Raw genomic sequence first — 25,541 nt, 5'->3', positions numbered from 1 at the left:
TTCCGTTAGTAATGGTGTTAGTTGCTTAAACATTCATTACCTATCAACCTATCCGATTTCCTCCCTACAATGCAACTGTTTTTTGCAAAATAACCAATAATAATTAGATAGTGAGGTTTCATAGTGAATAATCGCATAAATAATATATTCGGAAGTTAAAAGGTTTTCAGTTAACCTAGATGAAATTAAGTCGTTATCGGTAATCAGAGGTGATAGATGAAAAAGGTTGCGATTGTTGGATTAGGTTGGTTGGGATTACCGCTTGCGAGAGCCTTGTTAGCTGCTGGTATGGATGTTTCTGGTACCAAAACAACGCCGGATGGTATTGCGGCGGCTCGTGCTATAGGGATTGATTGTTATTATTTACAATTAACGCCGGAATTAGACTGTGATCCCACTGATTTCGCTCAATTAATGGAAGAGGCAGGGGCACTCATTATTTTACTACCACCTTCAAAAATTAATGTATCTGCTTATGTTGAAACAATTGAATTACTTGTCGATACGGCGATAACTTTTCGGATCCCCCGCGTGATTTTCACTTCTTCAACGTCGGTTTATGGTGATCTTAGCGGTGAAGTTAATGAAGAGAGCGAACGTCAGGCAACCACGGCATCAGCACAAGCTTTGATTGATGTTGAAAATTGGCTGCATGCGCTACCAAATATTTCGGTGGATATTTTACGGCTCGCAGGCTTAGTTGGTGAGAAGCGCCATGCTGGACGTTTCCTTGCAGGCAAAAAATCACTCAAAGGGGCGCAACAGCCGGTGAATATTGTTCATCAAGATGATGTGATTGAGGCAATCAAATTATTGTTGAAACAACCTCAGGGTGGGCATATTTATAACTTGTGTGCACCAGAGCATCCACAACGCGCTGATTTTTATCGTCAAGCCTCCCAATCTCTAAATTTAGAATTGCCTGAGTTTATGCTTGAAACGGAAGCAACAACTGGAAAGATTGTGAACGGTAACCGTATTTGCCAAGAACTCGGGTTTGAGTATCAATACCCAAACCCGATGAATATGCCAATGACAATTTAATTATTTCAGTGGGATCAACACAATTTTTTGGAAAGCGGGGCGCGTTTTTAATTGCTGATACCAACGCTCTAAATTAGGGAATTCAGGGCGTTCGGTGGCAATTTCATGCCATGGATAAAATAATGGGGCAATGGCGATATCGGCAATACCAAATTTTTGGCCATTAAAATAAGGCTGATTTGCCAGTGCCTCATCGGCAATTTTAAACAATTTTTCAAGATGATGATAAATTGCACGCGCGACTTCAGGATCGCGCTCAGCGACGGGAACACGCACAATTTTATTCATCATTTGTTTAATACTGTCGAATAAAGTCCCACATCCCCAGTCCAACCATTTGTCTGCCGCAGCCTTCTCTTGGAGGTTTTGTGAGACTAATAAGTGAGAGTGATCAAATTTTTCCGTAAGGTATCGTAAAATGGTATTTGATTCCCACAGGGTGAAGTCATCATCCTGTAAAGTTGGGATAGTGCCGTTTGGGTTCATTTTCTGATATTCAGGTGTATCAAGTCCGCCAAAAGGACCCCCAACATCTTTTTGATTATAAGCAACATTCAGTTCTTCAAGGCACCAAAGCACTTTTTTGACGTTTGATGAGTTTTTACGACCCCATACAGTTAGCATAGTTTACCCCATGATTTGATATTTCGTTGTTTATCGTCTCTAAGATAGATGAAATTGCATTATGGGAACAATCTTTATTTGTTGTGTGTAGCTTAATAGCGTAAAAAGTCCTACATTAATAATGAATTAACCGTTTTAGTATTTGTAAAGGAGTAACCGATGAACAGAAAATTTTTAACCTTAAAGGCACAATATCTAGGAACTGGATTAGGCCTTTTAGTTGCTGTAAGCAGTTTTTCTTATGCAGCAGAGACACCGGTTGCTCCACAGGTTGATGCCAAAGCTTTCGTTTTGATGGACTACGATAGCGGTAAAATATTGGCCTCGGGCAACCCAGATGAACGGTTAGATCCGGCAAGTCTAACAAAAATGATGACGAGCTATGTGGTAGGTCAAGCCATTAAAGCGGGCAAAATTACCCCACAAGATATGGTAACGGTTGGCGTCGATGCTTGGGCAACGGGGAACCCAGTGTTGAAAGGTTCATCATTGATGTTTTTGAAGCCAAAAGATCGAGTGTCAGTATTGGATTTAAATAAAGGGGTTGTTATTCAATCGGGTAATGATGCCAGTATTGCATTAGCCGATTATGTCGCAGGTAGCCAAGACTCGTTTGTGAGTTTGATGAATCAATATGTACAGCAGTTGGGTTTAAAAAATACCCATTTTAAAACGGTACATGGCTTAGACTCCGAAGGGCAATACAGTACCGCTCATGATATGGCAATCCTAGCGCAAGCCATGATCCGCGATGTACCAGAAGAGTACGCATTACACAAAGAAAAAGAGTTTACGTTTAATAAAATCCGTCAACCGAATCGTAACCGTCTATTGTGGAGCCAAAACCTCAACGTGGATGGCGTGAAAACGGGGCATACCAGTGGGGCAGGGCATAATTTAGTGGCATCAGCGACAGATGGCCCAATGCGTTTAATTTCCGTTGTGCTTGGTGCGCCAAGTGATCGTGTGCGTTTTTCTGAAAGTGAAAAACTATTAACTTGGGGATTCCGTTTCTTTGAAACCGTCACGCCAATAAAGGCTGATCAAACATTACAAACTCAACGAGTTTGGTTTGGTGATAAATCAGAAGTTGCACTCGGCGTAGAAAAAGATGCTGCTATTACCATACCAAAAGGGCAATTACAGAATTTGAAAGTGAGTTATACACTGTCTGATCCCTCAATTGAGGCGCCATTAGCTAAGAATCAGGCTGTAGGCACGGTCAACTTTATCTTGAATGATGAAGTGATTGAGCAGCGTCCTTTAGTCGTAAAAGAAGCTGTTGAGGAAGGAGGGTTCTTTGGCCGAATTTGGGATTATATCGTTAAAACGGTTAGCGGCTGGTGGACGGCTATTTTTGGTTAAACTGTTATGTTAAAAACATCTCAATCAGGGAGATATTAGCAGCTACTACGGTTAGGTATATCAATAAAGCCTATGTGAAGATGAGGTGTTAATAAACGTTTTCTACCATGGTCTTGATAGAAAACGAAGTTAACGACATAAATAAAAGCAAACCTTATGGTTTAGTAGCCCGCCAATCTAAACGGGAAGGGAGAGATCTCTTCCCGTTTTAACGTCAGCAAATCAAATGCCTCAATCACGGTAGCTCGGTAAGTTTCAATTTATCAATATCTTAGGTTTTTAATGGCGCGTGGTCATTGGCATAACAATCGAAGATATTGGGGGAAGTAAATCGCGTGTGTGGATTGCCTAAATGACGTTTGATGGAAAATACAGGGGGGCTACCAGATAAAAAGGAAAGCGTAGTTTCTGACGCTATTATATTTTCTACGCATTAATTTGCTGATTTAAAATAGCAGTAACCACCTCCGTAGAGATGGTTACTTGTATTTTATGGATTATTCACAATGTGCTAGTTTGATGGCTAAGCCGCCCTGTGAGGTTTCACGATATTTAGCATTGATATCTTTACCTGTTTCATACATGGTTTCGATAACCTTGTCTAAACATACCCGTGGGTCACTGACGCGGCGTAATGCCATACGTGCCGCGTTCACTGCTTTCACCGCAGCAATCGCATTACGTTCAATGCAAGGTACTTGTACTTGGCCACCAACGGGGTCACAAGTTAGCCCTAAATTATGCTCCATTGCAATTTCAGCAGCGACACAAACTTGTTCAGGGCTTCCACCCATGAGTTCAGCCAGTCCTGCCGCAGCCATTGAACAAGCTACACCGACTTCACCTTGGCATCCAACTTCTGCACCTGAGATAGAGGCATTCATTTTATATAATGACCCAATCACACCAGATACTAAGAAATAGCGGGTGTAAGAGTTTTCGTTAACAGGGCGAATAAATTTATCGTAGTAAGCTAACACGGCAGGAATAATACCGCATGCACCATTCGTTGGTGCGGTGACCACACGGCCGCCAGCGGCATTTTCTTCGTTTACAGCTAAAGCAAACATATTGATCCAATCAATAACGGCCATAGGGTCGATATTGGTATTGTCGCTAGTGACTAATTGACGGCGTAAAGCGGCTGCACGGCGAGGAACACGCAGTGGCCCCGGTAATAACCCTTCTGTAGTGACACCACGTTCAATACCGGCTTTCATGACATCCCAAACGGCAGATAGGTATTCATGAATTTCTTCTTTGCTGTGCAAGGCAAGCTCATTTTGCATCACTAATGCAGAGAGGGATAAGCCGGTTTCTTTACAATGTTTTTGTAAGTCAGCGGCATATTGATAAGGATATGGAACTTGTACTGATTGCTCATCCGATTGACCAAAGTGCTCTTCGTCGACAATAAATCCACCGCCAATCGAGTAATAGGTTTTTTTGTAAACAACATCATCTGCATTAAATGCCGTAATGGTCATGCCATTCTCATGCAAAGGTAGATTGGTTGAATGGAAATTCATACCACCTTCAACAGGAAAATCCACTTCATGTTGGCCTTGGGCTAACAGAAGTTTGCCGCTTTGTTCTACGTGACGGATAAAATTGGGAATAGAGTCAATATCAACAGTATCAGGTAAATTACCCGCGAGGCCCATGATAATAGCAATATCAGTCGCATGTCCTTTACCCGTTAGTGATAAAGAACCATAGACGTCAACAACAATTCGTGTTGTTGAGGTCAGTCGATTTTGCTGGATCAAATCCTCGACAAATTGTTTACCTGCTTTCATCGGGCCGACGGTGTGGGAACTAGATGGACCGATACCAATTTTGAAGATATCAAATACGCTAATCATATTCAGCGCTTCCTATATAAAATAAAGTCTTAATATTTTAGGCATGTGATGCCGTGTATTCCGGCATCTTATTGTATTGAGAAGGGGAGGTATGTCCGCCGGAGTGGATCACGCCTCCCTCAAAGGTATGCTTAGAAGAACAGTTTATAAGTTGCCGCGGAGATAGCAATCAGACCCATCACGACGACAAACACATTGCTAAACTTACCCGCGTACTTATGCATTGCAGGAACTTTGCTAATCGCATATACCGGCATTAAGAACAGGAGGATCGCAATCACTGGGCCACCTAAACTCTCAATGATATCCAATACGCCAGGGTTCAGTGTTGCGACTAACCAAGTTGTGACCAACATGAAAATAGCGGTACCACGATTGAGCTTACGGATATCAATTGTTTTGCCTTTTGCACGGTATGCGCGCTCAACTAGGCCATTAAAACCTTCTCGTGCACCTAAATAGTGACCGAGGAATGACTTAATTATAGCAACAAACGCGATGATAGCGGCAGCAAACTTGATGAAAGGTTGATCAAAGTAGCCTGAAAGGTAATCAAGGATACTAATGTTCTGAGCTTTTGCTTGCGCTAGGTCAGCTGATGAAAGGGTAAACACACAGCTAAACACAAAGAACATTACGGTAAAGACCATCAAGATATGGGCAGAGGCTAGGATGCGTGAACATTTTTTCTCTGCTTGCGCACCGTACTCTTCGCGTTTCGCTACAGAGAAGGCAGAAATAATCGGTGAATGGTTGAAGGCAAATACCATGACAGGGATTGTCAACCAGATGGTCACCCACATGCTTTGTCCACCGCTGTGTTTTGCTGCTTCGGCAATACCTTCCATTGTTAATGTATCCAGTACTGCGCCATTCCAATGAGGGATCATATATAAAGAGAACGCGAGCAGGACCGCAATGAATGGGAATACCAGCATGCTCATCACTTTAACAATATATTTTTCACCGAATGAAACAATTGCCATAATCCCACCCACTAAGATCAGCGCAAGTAACCAACGTGGTGGCGCGGCGAATCCCATGAGTTCAGTAAGGAATTTGTTGACGTTATTGGTAATTGAAACCCCATACACCAGCAAAATAGGGTAGATGGCGAAGAAATACAGCAAGGTGATCCAGTTACCGGCAGTTCGTCCAAAATGCTCTTCCACGACTTCCGTGATATCCCCTTCGGGTTTTGAACCAGAAAGAACAAAGCGTGTTAAGCCACGGTGAGCAAAAAAGGTCATTGGGAAGGCTAATACCAACATCAACAGAACAGGAATTAATCCACTCATCCCCGCGTTAATGGGTAAAAACAGAACACCAGCACCGATTGCTGTACCATATAATCCCAGCATCCATACTGTGTCAGTTTTACGCCAAGCCGCGGCATCCACTGTTTGCGAGGCTGTTTTATCGATGGAACCAACTCGAGTTGTATCCATAATAGTCTCCGAAATAAAAGTCAAAAAATAGGCATCTGAGCGAGGACAATAAGTCATCGCTGATGTTTTAATCTTTTGGTACGAACAAAATATCGCCAAATATAATGTGCAGTTTTTGTTTCAACGTAACAATCTGATTGGAAATAAATATAAAACTGATAGTAAATTTATTTTCAATCAGTTTTGTTAATTTTATATGTAAATTTGATAAACCGTTTTTGATGGTGCAAATGTACATATTATTAGTAGAAATCACCGTGATCATACTCTCAAAAGAGAAAAATGTCTTTAATGATGCTTTTTTTCGATTTTTATAAAAATGTTAAAAAATTTGCCTTAAGATTAACGGATATAATGCTATTTGTGACAATGAAAAATAACCAAGATAAGGGCGTTATATGCCTTTTTATATTTAGTCTGCAATTTATTATTATATTAATAAATTAAATTAATATAAAAAAATAACAGTGAAATAAATTAATTTAAGAAAAAAATGTTAATGTGAAAAATATTATACTCAATCGGTGAGTTATATAAAGAATTGATTTTTATTGGTATTTTTATTGGTGGTTAAGTGATTCACTTAGTGAATAATTATTGTTTTTTTAGTTTTTTAATTCTAAATACATTAATGAACGATAAGGTGATAAGAGGAAGAGGTTAATACTTATTTTTCGATGCAAAAAATAATTAAAAAACGTAACGAAATATTTGTTAAGTAATTGTTGTTATTTTTTGTGAGGAAAGCGTTATTTTATTCATTTGAAGGATAAAAAAATAAAACTAAATATTGATACAACGCAATATTTAAATAGCTTAGGTACTGGCGGAAATAACGCCAGTACCGATTAATAAGATTATTAGGCTTGCAACCAGCCTTTACGGATCAGAGACGCAAATATCATGTGGTAGAGGCGAGTGAGAGGAGCTTGAATTTTATGGCCAATAAGGCACCAAAAAATCTGAGTTAATCCGCATGAGATTAGGCCTAAGATAAATGCGCCAACCATGTCTAACGGCCAGTGAACCCCGAGATAGATGCGTGACCATGCAATAGCAATGGCGGGAACAAGCATTAATACGCCAACCCAAGTTCTTAGCCAGAATAAAAATGCAAATACAAAGGTAAAGACAATCGTTCCGTGGTTACTAGGGAACGAGGAAGTCGGTTCGTGTTCAAGGAAGTTAGTACCAATACCCATCACAAAAGGTCGGTCGTGAGGCGCGACTAAACCAATCAACCATGAAATTGCTAAGCCAATCACTAATGCATATGCAGTTTTACACACAAAGGCTCTTTGACGAGTCATGTCTTGTTGTGCTCCCCAAAACCAACATGCTGCGGTGAATAAGGGGAAAAGGAGAATTAAGCGTTTAGCGATAACGGTTGCAAATGCGATAGTACCACTTGCAGACGCTGGGGCCGCATTAATGAGATTAAAAAGATCCAGATTAAGTTGTTCCAGCACGAGTGTATACCTCTGAAAATGGTGATATTAAAGACAATAAAGCGAGAGAGTAAAGTCTCTTACATGACAGGTAAAGTACCTTTATCTTAATATTGGTGAAATTAGTCGATAAATTGACGTTTTGTTGATGATTTGCTCAATGGTTATCAATGAAAAACATGAAATGGGGGAAGGACAGGTGATGTGGGTTCAAAAAGAAATAAAGCTAATGGCAAAAGAAAGGGGATTTCATCTTGTTACTGAGGAAATTTTACAGCAGCTACCAGAGCTAAAACAGATTCGGATTGGGTTACTGAATGTGTTCATTCAACATACCTCAGCCTCATTGACGATAAATGAAAATGCGGATTATACGGTAAGAAAGGACTTTGAGCGTTTTTTTAATCGTATGGTTCCTGAAGATGAACCTTACTATCAGCACAATTATGAAGGAAGTGATGATATGCCTGCTCATCTTAAAGGGAGCATTCTAGGGGCGAGTTTGACCATTCCTGTGAGCAAGGGGCAATTAAACATGGGAACATGGCAAGGGATTTATCTATGTGAACATCGAAATTATGGTGGTCAGCGTAGGCTCGTTCTGACATTACAAGGGGAATAAGAGGGATCGCTTGAAAATGGGCAACAAAAAACCCGATAGCAGTAAGACGTAAAGTTGGCTATCGGGCTCCTCAATATGGGGACATCAAAGAAAAGCAGTGGCATAAATTAAGACTCCTTCTCAATAAGAAAGTTCGCATGTAAGAAAAAAAATTTGCTTTATTTTTGAATTTCTGGCTGGAATAGCACAAATTGGATAAGAAAGCGGCTCAAAGGAAGGCGTGAACCGCTTGAAAGTGAATGCTTATTTATAAAGGTCTAGATGCTCTTTGGCATAAGCTTCAAAATCTGTGCAGCCACCGATGTGTTTTTCATCGATAAAAATTTGTGGCACGGTCAGAACTTCTTTACCTACTGTTTTTGAAAGATCTTCTTTGGTGAGGCCTTCTGCTTGAATATCGACATAGCGATAGTCGAAATCATCACGATCATTTTTCAGTTTTTCCGCTAACTCTTTCGCACGCACGCAGTATGGGCAGCCTGGACGACCAAAAATCACAGTATACATAGTATCTCCTATATGACTAATTCTGTTTTTTATCCACAATGCTCAATACTATGCCTATAACAGCAAAGAAATAAAAGATGATTTTTCCTTTTGTTAGTATAGGTCTGTCATATAATACGGTGAGTAGCTGTTGGTCATATTTTAAAGTACAGGATGGTTGATGTGCGCCAGCCACTGACATGACATAGCTATCTGCTAATTTGAGTAGGTTATTGATAAAAATTGACCAAAGGGTATACGATGAATAAAAAGCCACAACGTGAAATGCGTTCACTATCTGATCTACCTAAACCCATTTTAATTTTAGAAGCTATCGGTATTCTGCTACTCATTGTTGTATTACTTGCCATGAATGGTTACTTGACGTTACCTGAACCATTGATGCAAAAAAATGCAATGGTGGCGATAGTGATGGTTGGAATTGGTTGCTTGATACCTGCAACGATTAACATCGTTTGGCGTGCGATTCATCGATTAAGCTTTCTTGGGATTGATAGTCAAAAAACGGCAAGGCCGGGAAGTAGAAAAAATCGAAATAACGATGATGAAAAAGAGAAAAAGGATGAGTGAGCATGGTTTTACTGGCGTTTTCACGGTTGATGTGTGAAAATTATCCACTTTTCTAACCATAAACGTTCGGTTTGGTTTAGTTAGAGTCAGGCGATTTGTTATTATTTGAGTTGAAGAAGGTTGTTACCCATGGATTCTATTTGTTACCCAGACATCTCACAATTGCGTGAATGGCTCGATCAACTCAAAACGTCCTATTTCGAGTGTGATTCATGCGCGGCGTTGCATTTGCCTCATATGCAAAATATAGAAGGTATCTTTGATGCTAAACTGGACATTATTAATAATGTACTGGTTCTTTCTGCTTTAGCTGAGCTGAAACCGACCGCAATAGTGACTTTGGTGGCAAATATTAGCCAAATTAATGCGAGTTCGCTGACGGCGAAAGTCTTTTTAGAAATTAATAACGAAAACCTACCTAAGTTAATTGTTAGCCAATCATTTTCTCTTGAAGCTGGGATGACTTATCGTCAGTTTTGTCATTTTTTACAGCAAGCCGAAGAGCAAATATCATCAATTGTGTTTGAAATTTATAGTAATAATCTACTTTATGCTAACCAAGATGAGTTTGATGAAGAAACCATTGAACTTGATGTTGATGATAATCCTTCCGTGATCCTTCACTAAATTTTTATATTATGTATTGTGAAAAATATGAGGCAGGTGAATGTCGTTCCTGCCAGTGGCTTGAATTACCGGCTGAGCAACAACTTAGACTAAAACAAGACAATTTGTTTTTCCTGCTACCTACGCTTTCAGCAGCAGTATTTCAGCCTCCCGTTGCGAGCGCCTCGGTCAGATTTCGTAATAAAGCAAAAATGGTCATTAGCGGTAGTGTTGAAAAGCCTGTATTTGGCATCATCAACCCGCAAGGACAGGCGGTTAGCTTAACTCATTGCCCTCTCTATACTGAAGGTTTCGAACCCGTGTTTGACGTGCTTAAGCCTTTTATTGCGCGTGCAGGCTTAACGCCATATAACATTGAACGCAAACGAGGGGAATTAAAATATATCTTGTTAACTCAGAGCCAGCATACAGGGCAATTTATGTTGCGCTTTGTATTGCGTTCAGAAAAAAAAGTTGAGCAATTAAAAAAGGCATTACCTTGGCTAAAGCAGCAACTCCCACAATTAGCCGTTATCACCGTCAATTTACAGCCTATTCATATGGCGATTTTAGAGGGTGAGCAAGAAATCTATCTTACTGATCAACAGGTTCTACGGGAAGAGTTTAACCAAGTTCCTTTGTTTATACGCCCTCACAGTTTTTTTCAAACTAACCCTGTTGTTGCTGCGCAGCTATATCAAACAGCGCGTGAATGGGTAAGGGAACTTAAGATTGATAGCTTATGGGATCTTTTCTGTGGAGTTGGCGGCTTTGGTTTACATTGTGCTGATAAACAAACTAAATTAACGGGCATTGAAATTAGTGCACCTGCTATCGCTTGTGCAAAGCAGTCAGCCCAAGAACTGGGTTTACAGCGGGTTGAATTCCAAGCGTTAGATTCCACTCAGTTTGCGACAGCTAAAGAAGGTGTTCCTCAACTTGTTTTAGTCAACCCACCAAGGCGTGGGATTGGTAAAGCGCTGTGTGATTATCTTTCAAGAATGCAGCCAGACTATATTTTATATTCGAGCTGTAATGCGCAAACAATGGCAAAAGATATAGAGCAATTGGTCGGCTACGACGTTCGCAAAGTTCAGCTGTTTGATATGTTTCCTCACACATCGCATTATGAAGTGCTAACCTTGCTTGCCAAGGTCTCCACAGAACACAAGCATTGATTTATTCACAGTCACTTGCATGTTAGCAAGTGGCTGACTGCTCCTCGAGAAATGCAAGCTACGCCGAGCATAATGGCGAGTGATGGCGCTTTGACTTGATAGGTATCTGATAGACAGGAACGATACAGTTGCAGCCATCTGTTGAGTGGCTGCGACGTAAATTCGTAGAATTGGATATGATGGCGCTAATTTCATGATGGCATATGGCAATATGCCATCATGAAAAGCTTAACTTCGTTGTTCAAACGCGAGTGCTTGGCGCTCAATCAATCGCATAATAATGGTTAAGATGGCATTAACAACAAGATAAATAATACCAGCAGCGACAAACGCCATAACATCCCAACTTTGCCCAAACACTTGGCTACTGTAGCCCATAATATCCATCATCGTGATGGTACTGGCTAATGATGTACTCTTGAAGATCAACACGACTTCATTTGAATAAGAAGATAGAGAGCGTTTGAAAGCATAAGGCAGAATAATGCGCATAGTTTGTGCTTTAGACATACCTAATGCTTGGCAAGATTGCCACTGTCCTGAAGGAATCGCTTTTACCGCACCGTGGAAAAGTAATGTTGAGTAAGCCGCACTATTTAATGCCAACGCAATTACAGCACAGACCCATGGTGTCGAAATAAAATCCCATAAAAGAGGGTAGTTCTGTAATGATTTAAATTGGCTAGGGCCATTATAAATTAAAAAGAACTGCACTAATAATGGGGTTCCCGTAAATAGCGTGATGTAAACCTTCACCGCTTGGGAAATCACCGGTGTTTTCAACGATAGAATCAATGTAAAGACTACCGCCAAGACAAAAGCGATAAACAATGCACTGAACGTCAATGATAAACTGGTCGGTAAGCCAGGAAGAATATTAAGAATTAAATCGATCATTGCGATTCACCTCGCTCAAAACGGGTTGTACGCAACTCGATTCGTTTTAGGATGACTTGGCTCAATAAGGTGATCGCTAAGTAGATTAAGCCAACAATCGCATACCATGTAAACGGTTCATGGGTACGGTTAACGATGGTTTTAGTCTGCAACATTAAATCATTAACACTGATTAAAGAAACTAAAGCGGTATCTTTGAGTAAAACTAACCACTGGTTCCCTAATCCGGGCAGCGCATGACGCCACATCTGAGGCATGATAAAGCGAAAGAAAATAGTTCGTTTAGTTAATCCGAGGGCTAAACCAGCTTCCCATTGCCCATAAGGTACGGCTTTTAAGGCTCCTCGTAGCGTCTGTGATGCATAGGATGCATACAGTAGAGCCAGTGCAACCACACCGCAAGCAAAAGGCGTAAAGTCGAACTCACCACTTTCCGCAAAGAAAATGCTTGGATCAATTTGTAAGGTGGTTTGCCAGAAACCAAGGTTGATATCAATACCATCGCCTAATAGGTTTATCAGTTGCAGTGTCCCGAAGTAAACAAACAGGACAACCAGCAGTTCTGGTAAGCCTCGAATTAACGTTACCCAACAGGTTCCTAAAAATGCGATTGGTTTAAATCGAACGGATTCCCAAGCTGTGAATAGCATGGCGAGAATCAAACCCAATATAAGGGCAGAAACAGCAAGGCCGACGGTCAGACCGGCGGCACTTATTAGAAAAAGAAAATTATTCATTAACAGTATCGATTATTGTTCAAACCATTTTTTATAGATAACGTCATAAGTACCATCTGCTTTGACTTCTGCGAGTGCCTTATTCATTTTATCTAATAACTCTTTATTACCTTTACGTACTGCAATACCGAGACCAATGCCGAAGTATTGTGGGTCTGTGACTTTTTCACCAACAGGTGCTAAGTTTTCGTTACCTTTAGCTTTTAGCCATTCGTCGGCAACCGCAGTATCGCCAAACACGGCATCAATACGGCCATTTTGTAGGTCAAGAATGGCAGATTGATAGTTATCATAAGGCACAGTTGTCATACCTTTATGTTGTTCCATGATGTATTTTTGGTGAGTTGTTCCGTTTTGTACACCAATTTTTTTACCTTGCAGTTGATCGACCGAAGAAACCTTCTCTTTAATGGCGATAAATTCGGCTGAGTTAGGATAGTAAGTATCCGTGAAATCAACTTGTTTTTGACGATCTGGCGTAATATCTATTCCTGCCATTAATGCTTCAAAACGACGGAATTTTAGACTTGGGATCAAGCTATCGAAGGATTGGTGAGTAAATGTGCATGTCGCATTCATTTTTTCACACATAGCATTTGCCAAATCAACATCAAAGCCAACGATTTGGTTATTTTTATCGAACATTTCAAATGGTGCGTATGTTGCTTCTGTTGCAAAACGGATAGTCTCTTTTTCCGCCGCAGTTGCAGATAAGGTTACAGCGCCAAGTAGTGCAGCTAATATCATTTTTTTCATTGCTTAATCCTATATCTATTAATGTGACAGATAGTTTGCAAATGCTTGAGTTTGAGGAGCAGTGAAGTGGCTAGCATCCCCTTGTTCAACAATATGGCCGTTTTCCATATACACCACACGGCTAGCGGCTTTACGGGCGATCTCTACTTCATGAGTAACGATAACCTGTGTAATTCCTGTTGCTGACAATTCCCGAATAATATCGACAACTTGTGCCGTAATTTCAGGATCAAGTGCCGCAGTAGGTTCATCAAATAGCAGCACTTGGGGTTCCATCATCAGTGCACGGGCAATGGCAACACGTTGTTGTTGACCACCCGATAAATGTAACGGAAAACGTGTTGCGAATTGTGTTAGGCGTAAACGCTCTAGCAATTTCTCCGCTTTGGCTTTTGCTTCTTGACGTGACAGCTTTAAAACTCGGCATGGTGCTTCAATAAGGTTATCTAAAACGGTCAAATGTGGCCACAAGTTGTATTGTTGAAATACCATACCTACATTTTGGCGCAATGCACGGATCGCCTTGGCATCGGGTGTAGATGCAAAGTCAAATTGCTGACCTGCAATGTTAAGCAAACCTGAACGTGGCATCTCGAGCAGATTTAACACGCGTAATAAAGAGCTTTTACCAGCGCCGCTTGGACCGAGTAACACCATGGTTTCTCCGGCTGGGCACTCTAAGTTAATATCAAAAAGTGCCTGATGAGAGCCGTAAAAACAGTTTATATTTTTTAATTGAATGCTCATGCTTACCAATAATACCTTGTTTAATTGACACAGATATTAATCCTGTAAGCATATTTATGCAATATTGCATGCATAAAAATTTGGTTTTTATCTTCAATCAATGATTATTTTGAAGATAATTGCTCTGTTTGTGGTTTATGAGCACGCTGTTTATCGCGTTCAAAAGCCAGCTCACTGATGCGTTTTGCCATTCCTTTAAAAATAAATAAATGTGCTGGCATCATGGCGAACCAATACAGTAATCCACTGAAGCCAGCAGGATGCCACCAAGCACGCACATCAATTGAACGGCGACTTCCGGTATCATGAATCGTAAAGGTGAGACGGCCTAAACCTGGCGCTTTCATACCAAATAATAAACTAAGCTGTTTTTCTGGTTCGATATTAATCACTCTCCAGCCATCGATCTCATCACCTAGCTGAAGTTCTTCGCGATCAGGCCGACCATATTTCACCTTGTTTAGCATCATGTCATCCATAATCGCACGGGTCTTCCAAAGGGCATTGGCATAAAAGTAGCCATCTTTCCCCCCAATTTGTTGTACGACGTGCCATAAAGATTCTGTGCTGGCGGAGGTACCGAGGGTAAAACCTGCTTGTTTAGGATAAAAACCATAACCTGGGCGCCAACGTTTTTTAACTTCAGGATCGTATCCCCAATCTGCATTATCGATCGCATCGGCTTCTTGAGACAAAGTCATTCTGACAGCATCATCAAATGAAACTAACGTTTGTGGTATCAATTGGCGTAGCGCTTTATCATCCGCTGGCAGATCATGTTGTAGGCCTTGGATCAACTCTTTCGCAATGGAAGGTGGTACTGAAGTGATTAGACTAATGAAATGTACCGAAATCATACTGATTGGAATGGGAATAGGGATCAGTAACCGACGTTTGCCGCTGATTTTGATAAAGCGTTTAAATAATTCTTGGTAGCTCATATATTCTGGGCCACCGGCATCATAGATATGATCTTCCGTGACAGGCAGTTTTGCGAATTCAGTTAAATAATAAAGGATATTACTCAATGCGATTGGTGATGATTTTGAGCGAACCCAACGTGGCGGAGTCAAAATGGCTAAGTTGTAAACCATATCACGCATGATTTCAAAGGCGGCGGAACCCGAGCCAACAATGATAGCCGAGCGAATTTCGGTGACAGGCACTTTGCTTTCGCGCAGGATCTCTCCGGTTAAACGGCGAGAGATTAAATGCTGTGAATAACTATGGCCATGCTGTAATGAACTAAGATAAATGACATGTTTTACATTAGACTCATCAAGCGCTTGCTGAACATGACGTGCCGCAGTGCGTTCACGTTCAATGAGATTGGCTTGATCCGCCATGCTATGAACGAGGAAATAGACAATATCGATTTCCTGCATAATATCGTTGAGTGTTTCAGGATCTTGTAAATCAACATAGATGCATTGCGTGTCTTGCCAACCTTGGGAGAGCATCCAATCTACACGTCTTGCTGCTGCTGTCACTTGATGGCCTTGTTTAATTAATTCAGGGATTAAATTCTGCCCGATATAGCCACTCGCTCCCAAGACTAAAATACGTTGTTTTTCACTCATGTTGGTTTCCTATTTCGCACTCATCTAACGCTATTGTGACTGAAATTCTACTTATGTAAAGCGCTGTTAAATATCGTCATTTTAGGATACCTGCTTATTCACTTAGTCATGAATAAGCAGGTGGATATAAAGAAAAAGGGGGTTAGGTAAAGAAGGCCATTAAGATAGGGGTAACGAGACTCAGCACGAAGCCATGAACAATCGCTGCGGGAACAATAGAAACCCCTCCACTACGCTGGAGAACGGGAAGTGTAAAATCCATTGACGTGGAGCCACATATCCCTAAAGCCGTAGAACGGTAGCGATTAATCATTAGAGGAATTAGCATAATTGCGGCAAGTTCACGAGCAAGGTCATTAAAGAACGCGGCACTTCCCATAACAGGGCCGTAAGCATCGGTTAATACGATACCCGTTAAGGAATACCAGCCAAAACCTGAGGCTAATGCCAGTCCCATTTTGACCGGTAGACCCAATAATATTGCAGCAATAGCACCACCTGCGAGTGCACTGACGGCCATTACAAAGGCAATCGTTGTACCACGACGGTTAACTAATATCTGTTTAATACTCATGCCACTGTTACGTAGTTGCAAGCCAACTAAGAGTAATAGGGCCATTAAAGCTATTTGGCTACCTTTATCGGCATAGTGAAGAAAATCAAAGCCGGTTAAGCCGACCAAGAAACCGATTAACAAAACACCACATAGCTGGAGTGATTCGAAAACCATCTTGATACGTGAAGGCGGTTTTTCTTGTTTATGCTTTGGAATTTTCCAAGGATCAAGCTTATCTAATAGCAAGAGTGAAATCAGGTTGAGCGAAAAGATACAACCAAAAAATGTTAGTGCGTAGATTAAAATGGAAAAGAGGTGAACACTTAAGTTTTCAAGTAAGGCGAGTGTAACCCCCATTAAAAATAAAATGATATATACCATTGAATTTAATGCACGATGGGTAATATCTAAGATCTTTTTATTTTTTATAGGGATAAGATAACCTAGTGTTAACGGTAGTAAAATAATGAGTAGTCCTGAATACATTTTGCATCCTTAAATTTATCCCATTAACAAGGAGTTATATAATCATTATTATATTTTAAAATGATTTTGCCTGTATCCTGTTTTTATAACAGCAGGCCAAATACTTTTATTACAACAACTATTACAGCAACGTCTTTTTCTCTAGCTATCGATAAAAAATAGGATAAAAAGACTAAAAAATAAAGTTTAACTATTTTATAACACTAAAAATAGATGCTCAATATGGTTCGCTATACTCGGTATACTACAAGTGTATTGAATGGTTGACTACCTGCATTTTTGTTAGCGATTTGGCTCTACATGCTTTTCCAATCCATTTATCTACTGTTTTACTACGTGTCGAATTATTTAGAGTATATATTGATGTAAATATATTTAATTTTTGAGCACTCTTATAGTCAGTCTATCGGTTAATAAGGTAAGCTCTAAAAATAGTGAATAGCAAGGAGAGGGTGTATGTATCTGGAACGTGTGGAAATATACGGTTTTAGAGGGATTAACCGGCTCTCATTAGCTTTGAATAAAAATACGGTTTTAGTAGGTGAAAACTCGTGGGGAAAGTCGAGTCTTTTAGATGCATTGACTCTCTTACTTTCACCAGAACAGGAACATTATCAGTTTAATAAGCACGACTTTTATCATCCAACGGGCGATGACACTTCGCGGTTTCGTTCATTACAGATAGTGCTTAAATTTTGTGAAAATCGGCCCGGACGCCATCGTTCATTTCGTTTTCGTCATCTTAGTTCTGTTTGGGTCGATAATGGTGATGATTTAAAACATATTTTTTATCGTGTTAGTGCAGTATTAAATGACGATGGAAGCATTAGTGTTGATCGTAGTTTCCTTAATGCGGGAGGAAACAAGTTATCTTTGGATAATGTCGGTAAGTATATTAAAGAAATTATTCGTTTGTACCCTGTTATCCGTTTACGTGACGCCCGTTTTCTCCCCTCATTAAACACCGAGACCATTGTGTCAGGTGAAAAAGAAGTTCGTGATATTTTTAATGTACGTATGGAAGAACTGACGCGAGCCTTGATCAATAACCCACAAAGGCTGAGCGATGAAGAGTTAGTTGAAGGCGTTGATGCAATGCAGCAATTACTCAGCCATTATTTTGCTGGGCAAAGCGCATTCATGTTTCAAGAAAAGAATGAAACGATTAAAATTGAGCCTCGCAAACGAGGTTGGCAGGCTTTAGATAATATCAGCCGCATTATTGCTAAACCCAATCAACGTAATATCCGGTTGATTATATTAGGAATGTTTTCTTCTCTGCTACAATCAAAAGGCAATATGCAACTGGATAAGTATGCTCGGCCTCTCGTCATTGTCGAAGACCCTGAGACACGATTACACCCGATTATGTTGTCGATTGCTTGGGGGCTGTTAAATCTTTTTTCGCTACAACGTCTTACGACAACAAACTCAGGGGAGCTTTTATCACAGGTTCCCATTGAAAATATTTGCCGTTTAGTACGGGATTCCGGCAAAGTCTCTGCTTACCGTTTACGAGAGAATGAGTTATCCGCAGAAGAAATTCGTAAAATCTCCTTTCATATCCGTTTTAACCGGCCTTCTGCAATGTTTGCTCGCTGTTGGTTACTGGTGGAAGGAGAAACTGAAATTTGGTTGATGAATGAGTTAGCCAGACAATGTAATTATTACTTTGAAACCGAAGGGATCAAGGTGATTGAATTTGCACAAAGTGGTCTTAAGCCTTTGTTAAAGTTTGCCAATGGAATGGGTATAGAATGGCATACATTGGTTGATGGTGATGAAGCAGGCAAAAAATATGCGGCAACGGCGATTAGTTTTGCTGAAAAAATGCATGATACAGAGCGCGACCGATTAACACGATTACCCGCACCCGATATGGAGCATTTTTTGTATCGTGAAGGCTTTGGGCATCTTTACCACGAAATATCAGGGATCCCTGATAACGCAAAAGTGTCCACGCGACGAGTGATTATTAAAGCGATTTCAAAAGCCTCAAAACCTGACCTTGCGATAGCCATTGTTAACCGCGCGGCAGAATTAGGGCCCGACTCAATACCATCACAACTCAAAAGCATGTTTTCACGAGTCGCGTGGCTAGCGAGGGGGAAAGCTTACTAAGTAACATCATAAGCAGGTTTTGAAGAGAGTGAATTTTTGAGGGGGCGTAGCCCTCTCTTTATTGTTATAGGTATGGATTGAATGAGAGCAAATTCACGTAAAAAAAAGTGGCTGATTTCTTTATCAGTAATTTTGATTTTGATGGTTATCGCATTGTTATTTTTTGGGGGAGAACAAAAAGAAGTCTTTCAAACAGTTTCTGTGACGCGAGGTGATTTAAATAAGCAAGTTCAAGCAACAGGGAAACTGGACGCGGTCAGAAAAGTTGATGTTGGGGCGCAGGTTAGCGGGCAACTACAAACCTTGTATGTGAAAGAGGGCGATAACGTCAAAAAAGGCGATTTACTTGCTGTTATCGATCCCCAAAAAGCACAAAACGATGTTACCGAATCTCAAGAAACGATTCATGAGTTAGAATCTAATTTAGCCTTAGCAAAAGCGGAATTACGTTTAGCAGAGGTGACTTACCAACGCCAATTGAGTCTATCCAAACTTCAAGCGGTTTCTAAACAAGATTTAGATAAAGCGCAAACAGATGTTGAAGTGAAAAAGGCACAGGTAGCAACGTATCAATCACAGATTAAGCGTAATCAAGCCACTTTAGATACCGCTAAAACGAATCTTAAATACACGCAGATTACCGCGCCAATGGATGGCATTGTGACCTTTATTAAAACATTACAAGGTCAAACGGTGATAGCGGCGCAAGAGGCTCCTACCATTTTAACGTTAGCCGATCTCGATACCATGCTAGTAAAGACTGAAGTATCAGAAGCTGATGTGATTTATCTTAAGCCTGGTCAAGCGGCCTCATTTACCGTATTAGGTGCTCCCGATAAACGCTTTTCAGGGGTATTGAAAGATATTTTACCGACGCCTGAAAAAATTAATGATGCAATCTTTTACTACGCGCGTTTTGAGGTGCCTAATCCTCAGCATTTACTGAAATTGCAAATGACGGCACAGGTGCAAATTGATCTCGAATCACATAAAGATGTCCTGCTTTTACCTTTGTCGGCATTAGGCACAGAAGTTTCACCGCAGGTGTATGACGTTGAGATCCTTAACGGTGAAAATGCCGAGAAGCGCCAGATAAAAATTGGTAGTCGCAATGATATTTATGTTGAAGTCATTGATGGCTTAAAAGAAGGCGAACAGGTTATCACTAGTCGCAGCACGGTGGATTAATATGTCGGCCTTATTAGAACTGAAAGGGATAACTCGACGTTATCCCGCTGGTGAAACCGAAATTACCGTACTGAAAGACGTCTCACTAAAGATTGAAGCAGGGGAGATGGTTGCCATTATTGGCGCTTCAGGCTCAGGTAAATCAACATTAATGAATATCATTGGATGTTTGGATAAGCCGAGTTCAGGCGAGTATTTCGTTGCTCAACAAACAATTTCACAGCTTGATAATAATCAGTTAGCGGAATTGCGTCGAGAGCACTTTGGTTTTATTTTTCAACGTTATCATTTGTTAAGCCATTTAACGGCGGAGCAAAATGTTGAGGTTCCAGCCGTTTATGCGGGGGTGGGCAAAACACAGCGACGTCAAAGAGCGATTGAATTACTGGCCAAATTAGGGCTTAAAGAACGCGCAGAATATCGGCCTAATCAGCTGTCTGGTGGGCAACAACAGCGAGTCAGTATTGCACGAGCATTAATGAATGGCGGTCAAGTGATCCTTGCTGACGAACCTACAGGTGCTCTTGATAGCCATTCAGGTGAAGAGGTCATGAAAATCCTCAAAGACCTGCGCGCACAAGGTCACACCGTAATCATTGTTACTCATGATCCAAAAGTGGCCCAGCAGGCTGAACGCATCATTGAAATTAAAGATGGTGAAATCATTCGTGATTCCGGAACAGTGACAACGTCAGCACCACCGCGATTAAAAAAATCCGCACCGAGAAAAATGTCCTTGTCACAAATGTACGGCCGATTCAGTGAAGCACTGTTAATGGCATGGCGTGCCATGGTCGTGAATAAAATGCGTACCTTATTGACGATGCTGGGCATTATTATTGGTATTGCGTCAGTCGTCTCTATCATGGTGATAGGGGATGCTGCACAGGGAATGGTACTTAATGATATTAAATCAATTGGTACGAATACCATCTCAGTGTATCCAGGCGAGGATTTTGGTAGCGATAATGCACAAGACCGGCAATCGTTAAAACCAGCCGATGTTGATGCCATTGCGAAGCAGCCCTATGTTCAAGCGGTATCTGGTGAGTTATCTCAATCAACTCGATTACGCCGAGGCAATTTAGATGCTTCAGCACGATTATTAGGCGTTGGGCGTGATTATTTTCAAGTTTATGCCGAAAAATTTTCTGAGGGGATGAACTTTACTGAAGATATGGTGAGACGTAGAGCTCAAGTGGTCGTGATTGATGCTAATACGAAACGACGTTTTTTCCCTAATCAGAAACAAGTGGTTGGTGAAACTATTTTGATTGGTAATATGCCAGCAACGGTGATTGGGGTATTAGCGGAACAAAAATCAATTTTTGGTTCAGATAATTCATTATCGATTTGGTTGCCTGATACCACCGTCAATAGCAAAATCGTAAACCGACCTTATTTGGATAGTATTGTTGTTAGGGTTAAAGAGGGCATTGATGCCAAAGTAGCAGAGCAACAAATCACTCGTTTGTTAACACTGCGACACGGTAAAAAAGATATTTTTACCTATAATATCGACACGCTAGTGAAAACCGCTGAAAAAACCACGCGTACGATGCAGCTATTTCTCACCTTAGTGGCTGTTATTTCACTGGTTGTTGGCGGGATTGGGGTAATGAATATCATGTTGGTGTCTGTAACAGAGCGCACACGAGAAATTGGTATTCGTATGGCTGTAGGAGCACGAACGAGTGATGTGATGCAACAATTTTTAATTGAGGCAGTGCTCGTCTGTTTGATGGGGGGAGGAATGGGCATAGCCCTTTCTTATGGTATCAGCCTACTTGCTCAAATGGCATTACCTGGCTGGGAGTTTGTTTTTCAGCCAATCGCGTTGATTAGTGCATTTGTGTGTTCGACTGCGATCGGTATTATTTTTGGGTTCTTACCTGCAAGAAGTGCCGCTAGATTAAACCCTATTGATGCGTTAGCCAGAGAATAATTTCCCTCTTTTTTCAAATTTGTGAAGCACCTCTAATCATTAAAGAGGTGCTTCAACATCCTTATTTTTATATTAATTTCCCTTCTAAAGGTTTTGTTTTCCGTCTTTAGTAATATTTCGACACCTAAAAATATATCTTAAAAGATAAATTTTACTTGCGATTTGGTAGCGAAGGCGGATATCATTCATCTCGTGGAATAAATGAAACCCAGTTCCATAAAATGGAACCGGATAATAAGCCAAAAAAAATTTAACAGCAAAGATTCTCACAGCAGGAATACTAAAATGGCGAATAAAATGGGTGAAGATTATTCTCTGGCTAGGGTACCTCTCAGTGCCCGTCGGCCATTTTATGAAGTCCTAATAATCCGTATTGGTTCACTGGCCTGTGTTTCACAGGTGATGTTAGGGGCCGCTCTCGGTTATGGACTGACTTTTTGGCAAGCGTTTTGGGCCACCATGCTAGGTTCAGTTATTTTACAAGTCGTTAGCTGGGCATTAGGTGCAGCTGCGTGCCGCGAAGGAATGTCAATCAGTCTACTGTCACGGTGGTCTGGGTTTGGTAAGTTAGGATCTGCTCTGATTGGTGGCGCTATTGCGATTTCACTGATGGGGTGGTTCGGCGTACAAAACGGTTTCTTTGCGGATGGTATGTATAAAGCGACGAATGTGCTAACACCAGGGACTTGGTCGCTTATTACAGGTATTGCGGTGACGATTATTACGGTATATGGGTATCGCTTTTTATCTATTACCGCCAATATTTCAACGCCGCTATTTTTACTCGCGTTAGTCTGGGCAACTTATAATCTGCTTTCAGGGCAGGATATTAGTGTCCTCATCAGTAGTGCTGAACCAGCAGGGCCTCTTATGACTTTACCCGTGGCCATTACTATGGTTGCTGGTGGGTTTATTATTTCCGCTGTCACAACGCCCGATATTAGTCGTTTCATGAAAAGCCCAAAAGAGGTTTTTTGGATGACTCTTATCGGGACTTTTTTTGGTGAGTTGTTAGTTAATATGATCGCCGTATTGATGGCGCTGGCATTACATACGTCTCAGGTATTCGATTTGATGATGACACTAACTGGGCTAGTTGGCGCATCAATTGTTATCTTCTCAACCATCAAAATGAACGATATTAACCTATATTCATCCTCTTTAGGTTTTTCGACTTTATTGAACGCTATTTTTAATAAACGTTTTGATCGTCGTTATCTCACATGGGTCATTGGTATTTTTGGCACTATTGCTTCAATGCTAGGTATTTTAGATAACTTTATTGGTTTTCTGATTTATTTAGGAATAGCGATTCCGCCTGTTGCTGGCATCATGGTCATTGATTACTACTTATTAAAACGTGATCGTAAAGAATTAGAGACAACAAGAGCGAAAGGGGAACTCCCACCGACTTGTGAGGCGTTTAACCCTATTACGCTAATTGTTTGGATCATTGCTGTGATCGTCGGTTGGCTAAGTTCTGAATTAGGTCCTTTTAATGCCGACTTTGGTGTACCTGCACTGAATTCACTGCTTGCAAGTGCTCTTCTATATTGGATTGGAATGCGTTGGCAAGCTCGCATTAGAGGTGTTGATACGGTTCAATTCCGTAAAGTAAGTCACTCAGATTAAGGATGAGAGCGATGAGTAATCACATCGTTAAAGTTGCGCTTGCACAATTTAATTCTACGCTTGGTGATAAGACCCTAAATTTACAGCGTATGACGGATTTTTGTCATCAAGCCGCTGAACAAGGCGCTAAGCTGATCTGCTTCCCTGAATTGGCAACAACAGGTTATCGAGGCGATTTGCTCTCTACGCGATTATGGGATCTTAGCGATAGTACAGGCAGTGAAACCTATCAATTATTCAGTTCACTGGCTACCCGTTTGGATCTCACGATTGTGAGTGGTTTTGCCGAAAGAGGTCATTATTTAGGCGAGGTATATAACTCTGTCGGTGTCTGGAACCCTGGGTGTGAAGATATCAGCGGTGTTTTTCGCAAAGTTCATGCATTTGGCATCGAAAAACAGTGGTTCAGCTGTGGCAGTGACTATCCCGTCTTTGAGACGCCAATCGGCAAAATAGGCATCATGATTTGTTATGACATGGGCTTCCCCGAGGTGGCACGAATTCTGACTTTAAATGGTGCAGAATTATTGATCGCACCTTCTGCATGGTGCATCCAAGACAGAGACATGTGGGATATTAATACCGCTTGTCGTGCTCTTGAAAATGGGACTCACTTGCTAGCGGTGAATCGTTGGGGTCATGAAGGTGATTTACATTTGTTTGGTGGAAGTAAAATTTTAGGTCCTAGAGGACAACTTCTTAATGAGGCTCGCTGTGATAGCGAGGCATTGCTCATTGGAGAAGTAAACTTTCTTGTTCAGGCACATACTCGCCTGAATATTCCTTATTTAAGAGATCGAAAACCACAAAGCTATCAGGCATTGGTGCAAAATTCTCCGTTTACAGGTGAGTTATGAGTATTCTCTCAAGTGTTGTCGATGTATACCGTTTGTTTCTTCGCTCAGGCGATGAGCTTACGGTGACAACGTTAGTTAATGAATTGGGAATGCCAAAAAGCTCTGCATCGCGTTTATTAAAACAGATGGCGGAGTATGGCTTACTCGAAAAGAAAAATGATGCGCCTATTTATCGTCCGGGTTTGATCATTATGGAATTAGCTCATCATGCTAGAGGGATGAACCCTGTTATTGATATGGTGCTTGAATCGCTGGATGAGCTGACGAAAGAAACGGGTTATACCACTTATGTCTCTTTAAGAGATAAAGATAAGGTTCGGGTTGTGCATGCCCGAATTGGTAATAGTATGTTGCAAGTCATCACTCGACCGGGAACTAAGTTACCGATAGCGGGGACTTCGACAGGAAAAGCCTTGCTGTCTCGTAACTCGTTAAGCGAGCGCGAGGTGATTATTTGCCAAGAACCACAAGAGAAACAAGATCAGTTACGTCAAGAACTGAATATGATTGAAGAACGGGGTTGGGCATATTCGATTAATGAATCGGTTCCAGGAGTGGCTTCTGTATCGAGTACTGTTTATGACCCAGCGCAAGGTACCCTCTATGCATTGTGCTTGAGTTTACCTGCATCACAGATTACGCCTGAATTATTAGACCAGCTAGCCACACAAATATGTCATAAAGCATCCTATATTGGCAGCATGGTAGGCGATTCTTATTGGTTAAAACGTAGTATTAAACCATAAACATAACAATTAAATT

Annotated in this window: 23 protein-coding genes; 12 read left to right on the top strand and 11 right to left on the bottom strand. The window is 41.0% G+C overall.

Annotated elements, in window-relative coordinates; translation table 11 throughout:
- Positions 1-216: 216 nt before the first annotated feature.
- The gene (locus M1F03_RS13290) at positions 217-1,044 is read left to right on the top strand and encodes an SDR family oxidoreductase (protein ID WP_251464529.1); all 828 of its coding nucleotides are present in this window, start codon (positions 217-219) and stop codon (positions 1,042-1,044) included.
- Here M1F03_RS13290 and M1F03_RS13285 read toward each other — a convergent pair whose 3' ends face one another.
- A complete protein-coding gene (locus M1F03_RS13285; RefSeq protein WP_154622055.1) occupies positions 1,045-1,668 on the bottom strand; it encodes a glutathione S-transferase family protein in 624 nt (207 codons plus the stop codon).
- Between the two features lie 159 nt (positions 1,669-1,827).
- Here M1F03_RS13285 and M1F03_RS13280 point away from each other — a divergent pair, with 159 nt between their 5' ends.
- On the top strand, positions 1,828-3,033 hold the full coding sequence (locus tag M1F03_RS13280) for a serine hydrolase (protein ID WP_163862675.1): 1,206 nt from the start codon (positions 1,828-1,830) through the stop codon (positions 3,031-3,033).
- A 497-nt stretch (positions 3,034-3,530) separates the two neighbouring features.
- Here the strand turns inward: M1F03_RS13280 and M1F03_RS13275 are convergent, their stop codons facing one another.
- The 3 genes from M1F03_RS13275 to ybjG form a co-directional block, all read right to left on the bottom strand.
- Complete coding sequence (locus M1F03_RS13275) at positions 3,531-4,898, bottom strand: L-serine ammonia-lyase (protein ID WP_154622053.1); 1,368 nt, start codon at positions 4,896-4,898, stop codon at positions 3,531-3,533.
- A gap of 131 nt (positions 4,899-5,029) precedes the next feature.
- A complete protein-coding gene (locus M1F03_RS13270) occupies positions 5,030-6,346 on the bottom strand; it encodes a serine/threonine transporter (protein WP_154622052.1) in 1,317 nt (438 codons plus the stop codon).
- An 860-nt stretch (positions 6,347-7,206) separates the two neighbouring features.
- Positions 7,207-7,815 carry an undecaprenyl-diphosphate phosphatase gene (gene ybjG / locus M1F03_RS13265; protein WP_196714118.1) on the bottom strand — a complete coding sequence of 203 codons (609 nt, stop codon included), beginning with the start codon at positions 7,813-7,815 and terminating at the stop codon, positions 7,207-7,209.
- 181 nt (positions 7,816-7,996) lie between these two features.
- Between ybjG and M1F03_RS13260 the strand changes: the two genes are divergently transcribed.
- Positions 7,997-8,416, top strand: coding sequence for a secondary thiamine-phosphate synthase enzyme YjbQ (locus M1F03_RS13260; protein ID WP_163863635.1), 420 nt, complete (start codon positions 7,997-7,999; stop codon positions 8,414-8,416).
- Between the two features lie 243 nt (positions 8,417-8,659).
- Here M1F03_RS13260 and M1F03_RS13255 read toward each other — a convergent pair whose 3' ends face one another.
- Entirely contained in the window at positions 8,660-8,923 is a 264-nt protein-coding gene (locus M1F03_RS13255; protein WP_004918038.1) for a GrxA family glutaredoxin, read from the bottom strand.
- A gap of 240 nt (positions 8,924-9,163) precedes the next feature.
- Between M1F03_RS13255 and M1F03_RS13250 the strand changes: the two genes are divergently transcribed.
- The 3 genes from M1F03_RS13250 (at position 9,164) to rlmC (ending at position 11,277) form a co-directional block, all read left to right on the top strand.
- A complete protein-coding gene (locus M1F03_RS13250) occupies positions 9,164-9,493 on the top strand; it encodes a YbjC family protein (protein WP_154622373.1) in 330 nt (109 codons plus the stop codon).
- A 129-nt stretch (positions 9,494-9,622) separates the two neighbouring features.
- A complete protein-coding gene (locus M1F03_RS13245) occupies positions 9,623-10,120 on the top strand; it encodes a YbjN domain-containing protein (protein WP_154622374.1) in 498 nt (165 codons plus the stop codon).
- Between the two features lie 11 nt (positions 10,121-10,131).
- Complete coding sequence (gene rlmC / locus M1F03_RS13240; RefSeq protein WP_251464527.1) at positions 10,132-11,277, top strand: 23S rRNA (uracil(747)-C(5))-methyltransferase RlmC; 1,146 nt, start codon at positions 10,132-10,134, stop codon at positions 11,275-11,277.
- A gap of 228 nt (positions 11,278-11,505) precedes the next feature.
- On the opposite strand, the gene artM is transcribed toward rlmC, so the two are convergent.
- From artM to M1F03_RS13210, 6 genes are all read right to left on the bottom strand, one after another.
- Positions 11,506-12,174 (bottom strand): arginine ABC transporter permease ArtM, encoded by a 669-nt coding sequence (gene artM / locus M1F03_RS13235; protein WP_196714116.1) that lies wholly within the window; start codon positions 12,172-12,174, stop codon positions 11,506-11,508.
- On the bottom strand, positions 12,171-12,911 hold the full coding sequence (artQ, locus tag M1F03_RS13230) for an arginine ABC transporter permease ArtQ (RefSeq protein ID WP_251464526.1): 741 nt from the start codon (positions 12,909-12,911) through the stop codon (positions 12,171-12,173). Before artQ ends, artM begins: the two co-directional genes overlap by 4 nt.
- Positions 12,912-12,923: 12 nt before the next feature.
- The gene (artJ, locus tag M1F03_RS13225) at positions 12,924-13,667 is read right to left on the bottom strand and encodes an arginine ABC transporter substrate-binding protein (RefSeq protein ID WP_154622378.1); all 744 of its coding nucleotides are present in this window, start codon (positions 13,665-13,667) and stop codon (positions 12,924-12,926) included.
- Positions 13,668-13,685: 18 nt separating this feature from the next.
- Positions 13,686-14,414, bottom strand: coding sequence for an arginine ABC transporter ATP-binding protein ArtP (artP, locus tag M1F03_RS13220; protein ID WP_154622379.1), 729 nt, complete (start codon positions 14,412-14,414; stop codon positions 13,686-13,688).
- 104 nt (positions 14,415-14,518) lie between these two features.
- Positions 14,519-15,994 (bottom strand): DUF2867 domain-containing protein, encoded by a 1,476-nt coding sequence (locus tag M1F03_RS13215; protein WP_163862669.1) that lies wholly within the window; start codon positions 15,992-15,994, stop codon positions 14,519-14,521.
- 142 nt (positions 15,995-16,136) lie between these two features.
- Entirely contained in the window at positions 16,137-17,036 is a 900-nt protein-coding gene (locus tag M1F03_RS13210) for a lysine exporter LysO family protein (protein ID WP_154635650.1), read from the bottom strand.
- Positions 17,037-17,492: 456 nt separating this feature from the next.
- On the opposite strand from M1F03_RS13210, the gene M1F03_RS13205 reads away from it, so the two are divergent.
- The 6 genes from M1F03_RS13205 to M1F03_RS13180 all read left to right on the top strand — a co-directional run bounded on the left by M1F03_RS13205 (position 17,493) and on the right by M1F03_RS13180 (position 25,525).
- On the top strand, positions 17,493-19,157 hold the full coding sequence (locus tag M1F03_RS13205) for an ATP-dependent nuclease (RefSeq protein WP_154621788.1): 1,665 nt from the start codon (positions 17,493-17,495) through the stop codon (positions 19,155-19,157).
- Positions 19,158-19,238: 81 nt separating this feature from the next.
- Positions 19,239-20,345 (top strand): macrolide transporter subunit MacA, encoded by a 1,107-nt coding sequence (gene macA, locus M1F03_RS13200; RefSeq protein WP_154621787.1) that lies wholly within the window; start codon positions 19,239-19,241, stop codon positions 20,343-20,345.
- 1 nt (position 20,346) lies between these two features.
- Positions 20,347-22,290, top strand: coding sequence for a macrolide ABC transporter ATP-binding protein/permease MacB (gene macB, locus M1F03_RS13195; RefSeq protein WP_154621786.1), 1,944 nt, complete (start codon positions 20,347-20,349; stop codon positions 22,288-22,290).
- A gap of 285 nt (positions 22,291-22,575) precedes the next feature.
- Positions 22,576-23,922 carry a purine-cytosine permease family protein gene (locus M1F03_RS13190; protein WP_272661209.1) on the top strand — a complete coding sequence of 449 codons (1,347 nt, stop codon included), beginning with the start codon at positions 22,576-22,578 and terminating at the stop codon, positions 23,920-23,922.
- Positions 23,923-23,933: 11 nt separating this feature from the next.
- Positions 23,934-24,779 carry a nitrilase-related carbon-nitrogen hydrolase gene (locus M1F03_RS13185; RefSeq protein WP_251464513.1) on the top strand — a complete coding sequence of 282 codons (846 nt, stop codon included), beginning with the start codon at positions 23,934-23,936 and terminating at the stop codon, positions 24,777-24,779.
- Positions 24,776-25,525: an IclR family transcriptional regulator gene (locus M1F03_RS13180; RefSeq protein ID WP_154623178.1), complete on the top strand. Its 750-nt coding sequence runs from the start codon at positions 24,776-24,778 to the stop codon at positions 25,523-25,525. The genes M1F03_RS13185 and M1F03_RS13180 overlap by 4 nt, the downstream gene beginning before the upstream one ends.
- Positions 25,526-25,541: the final 16 nt, after the last annotated feature.

Source organism: Providencia sp. PROV080, assembly GCF_033688105.1.
Classification (GTDB): Bacteria; Pseudomonadota; Gammaproteobacteria; order Enterobacterales; family Enterobacteriaceae; genus Providencia; species Providencia zhejiangensis.
The sequence above is the reverse complement of the archived record's forward strand: the minus strand, read 5'-3'. Positions and strand labels throughout refer to the sequence as shown.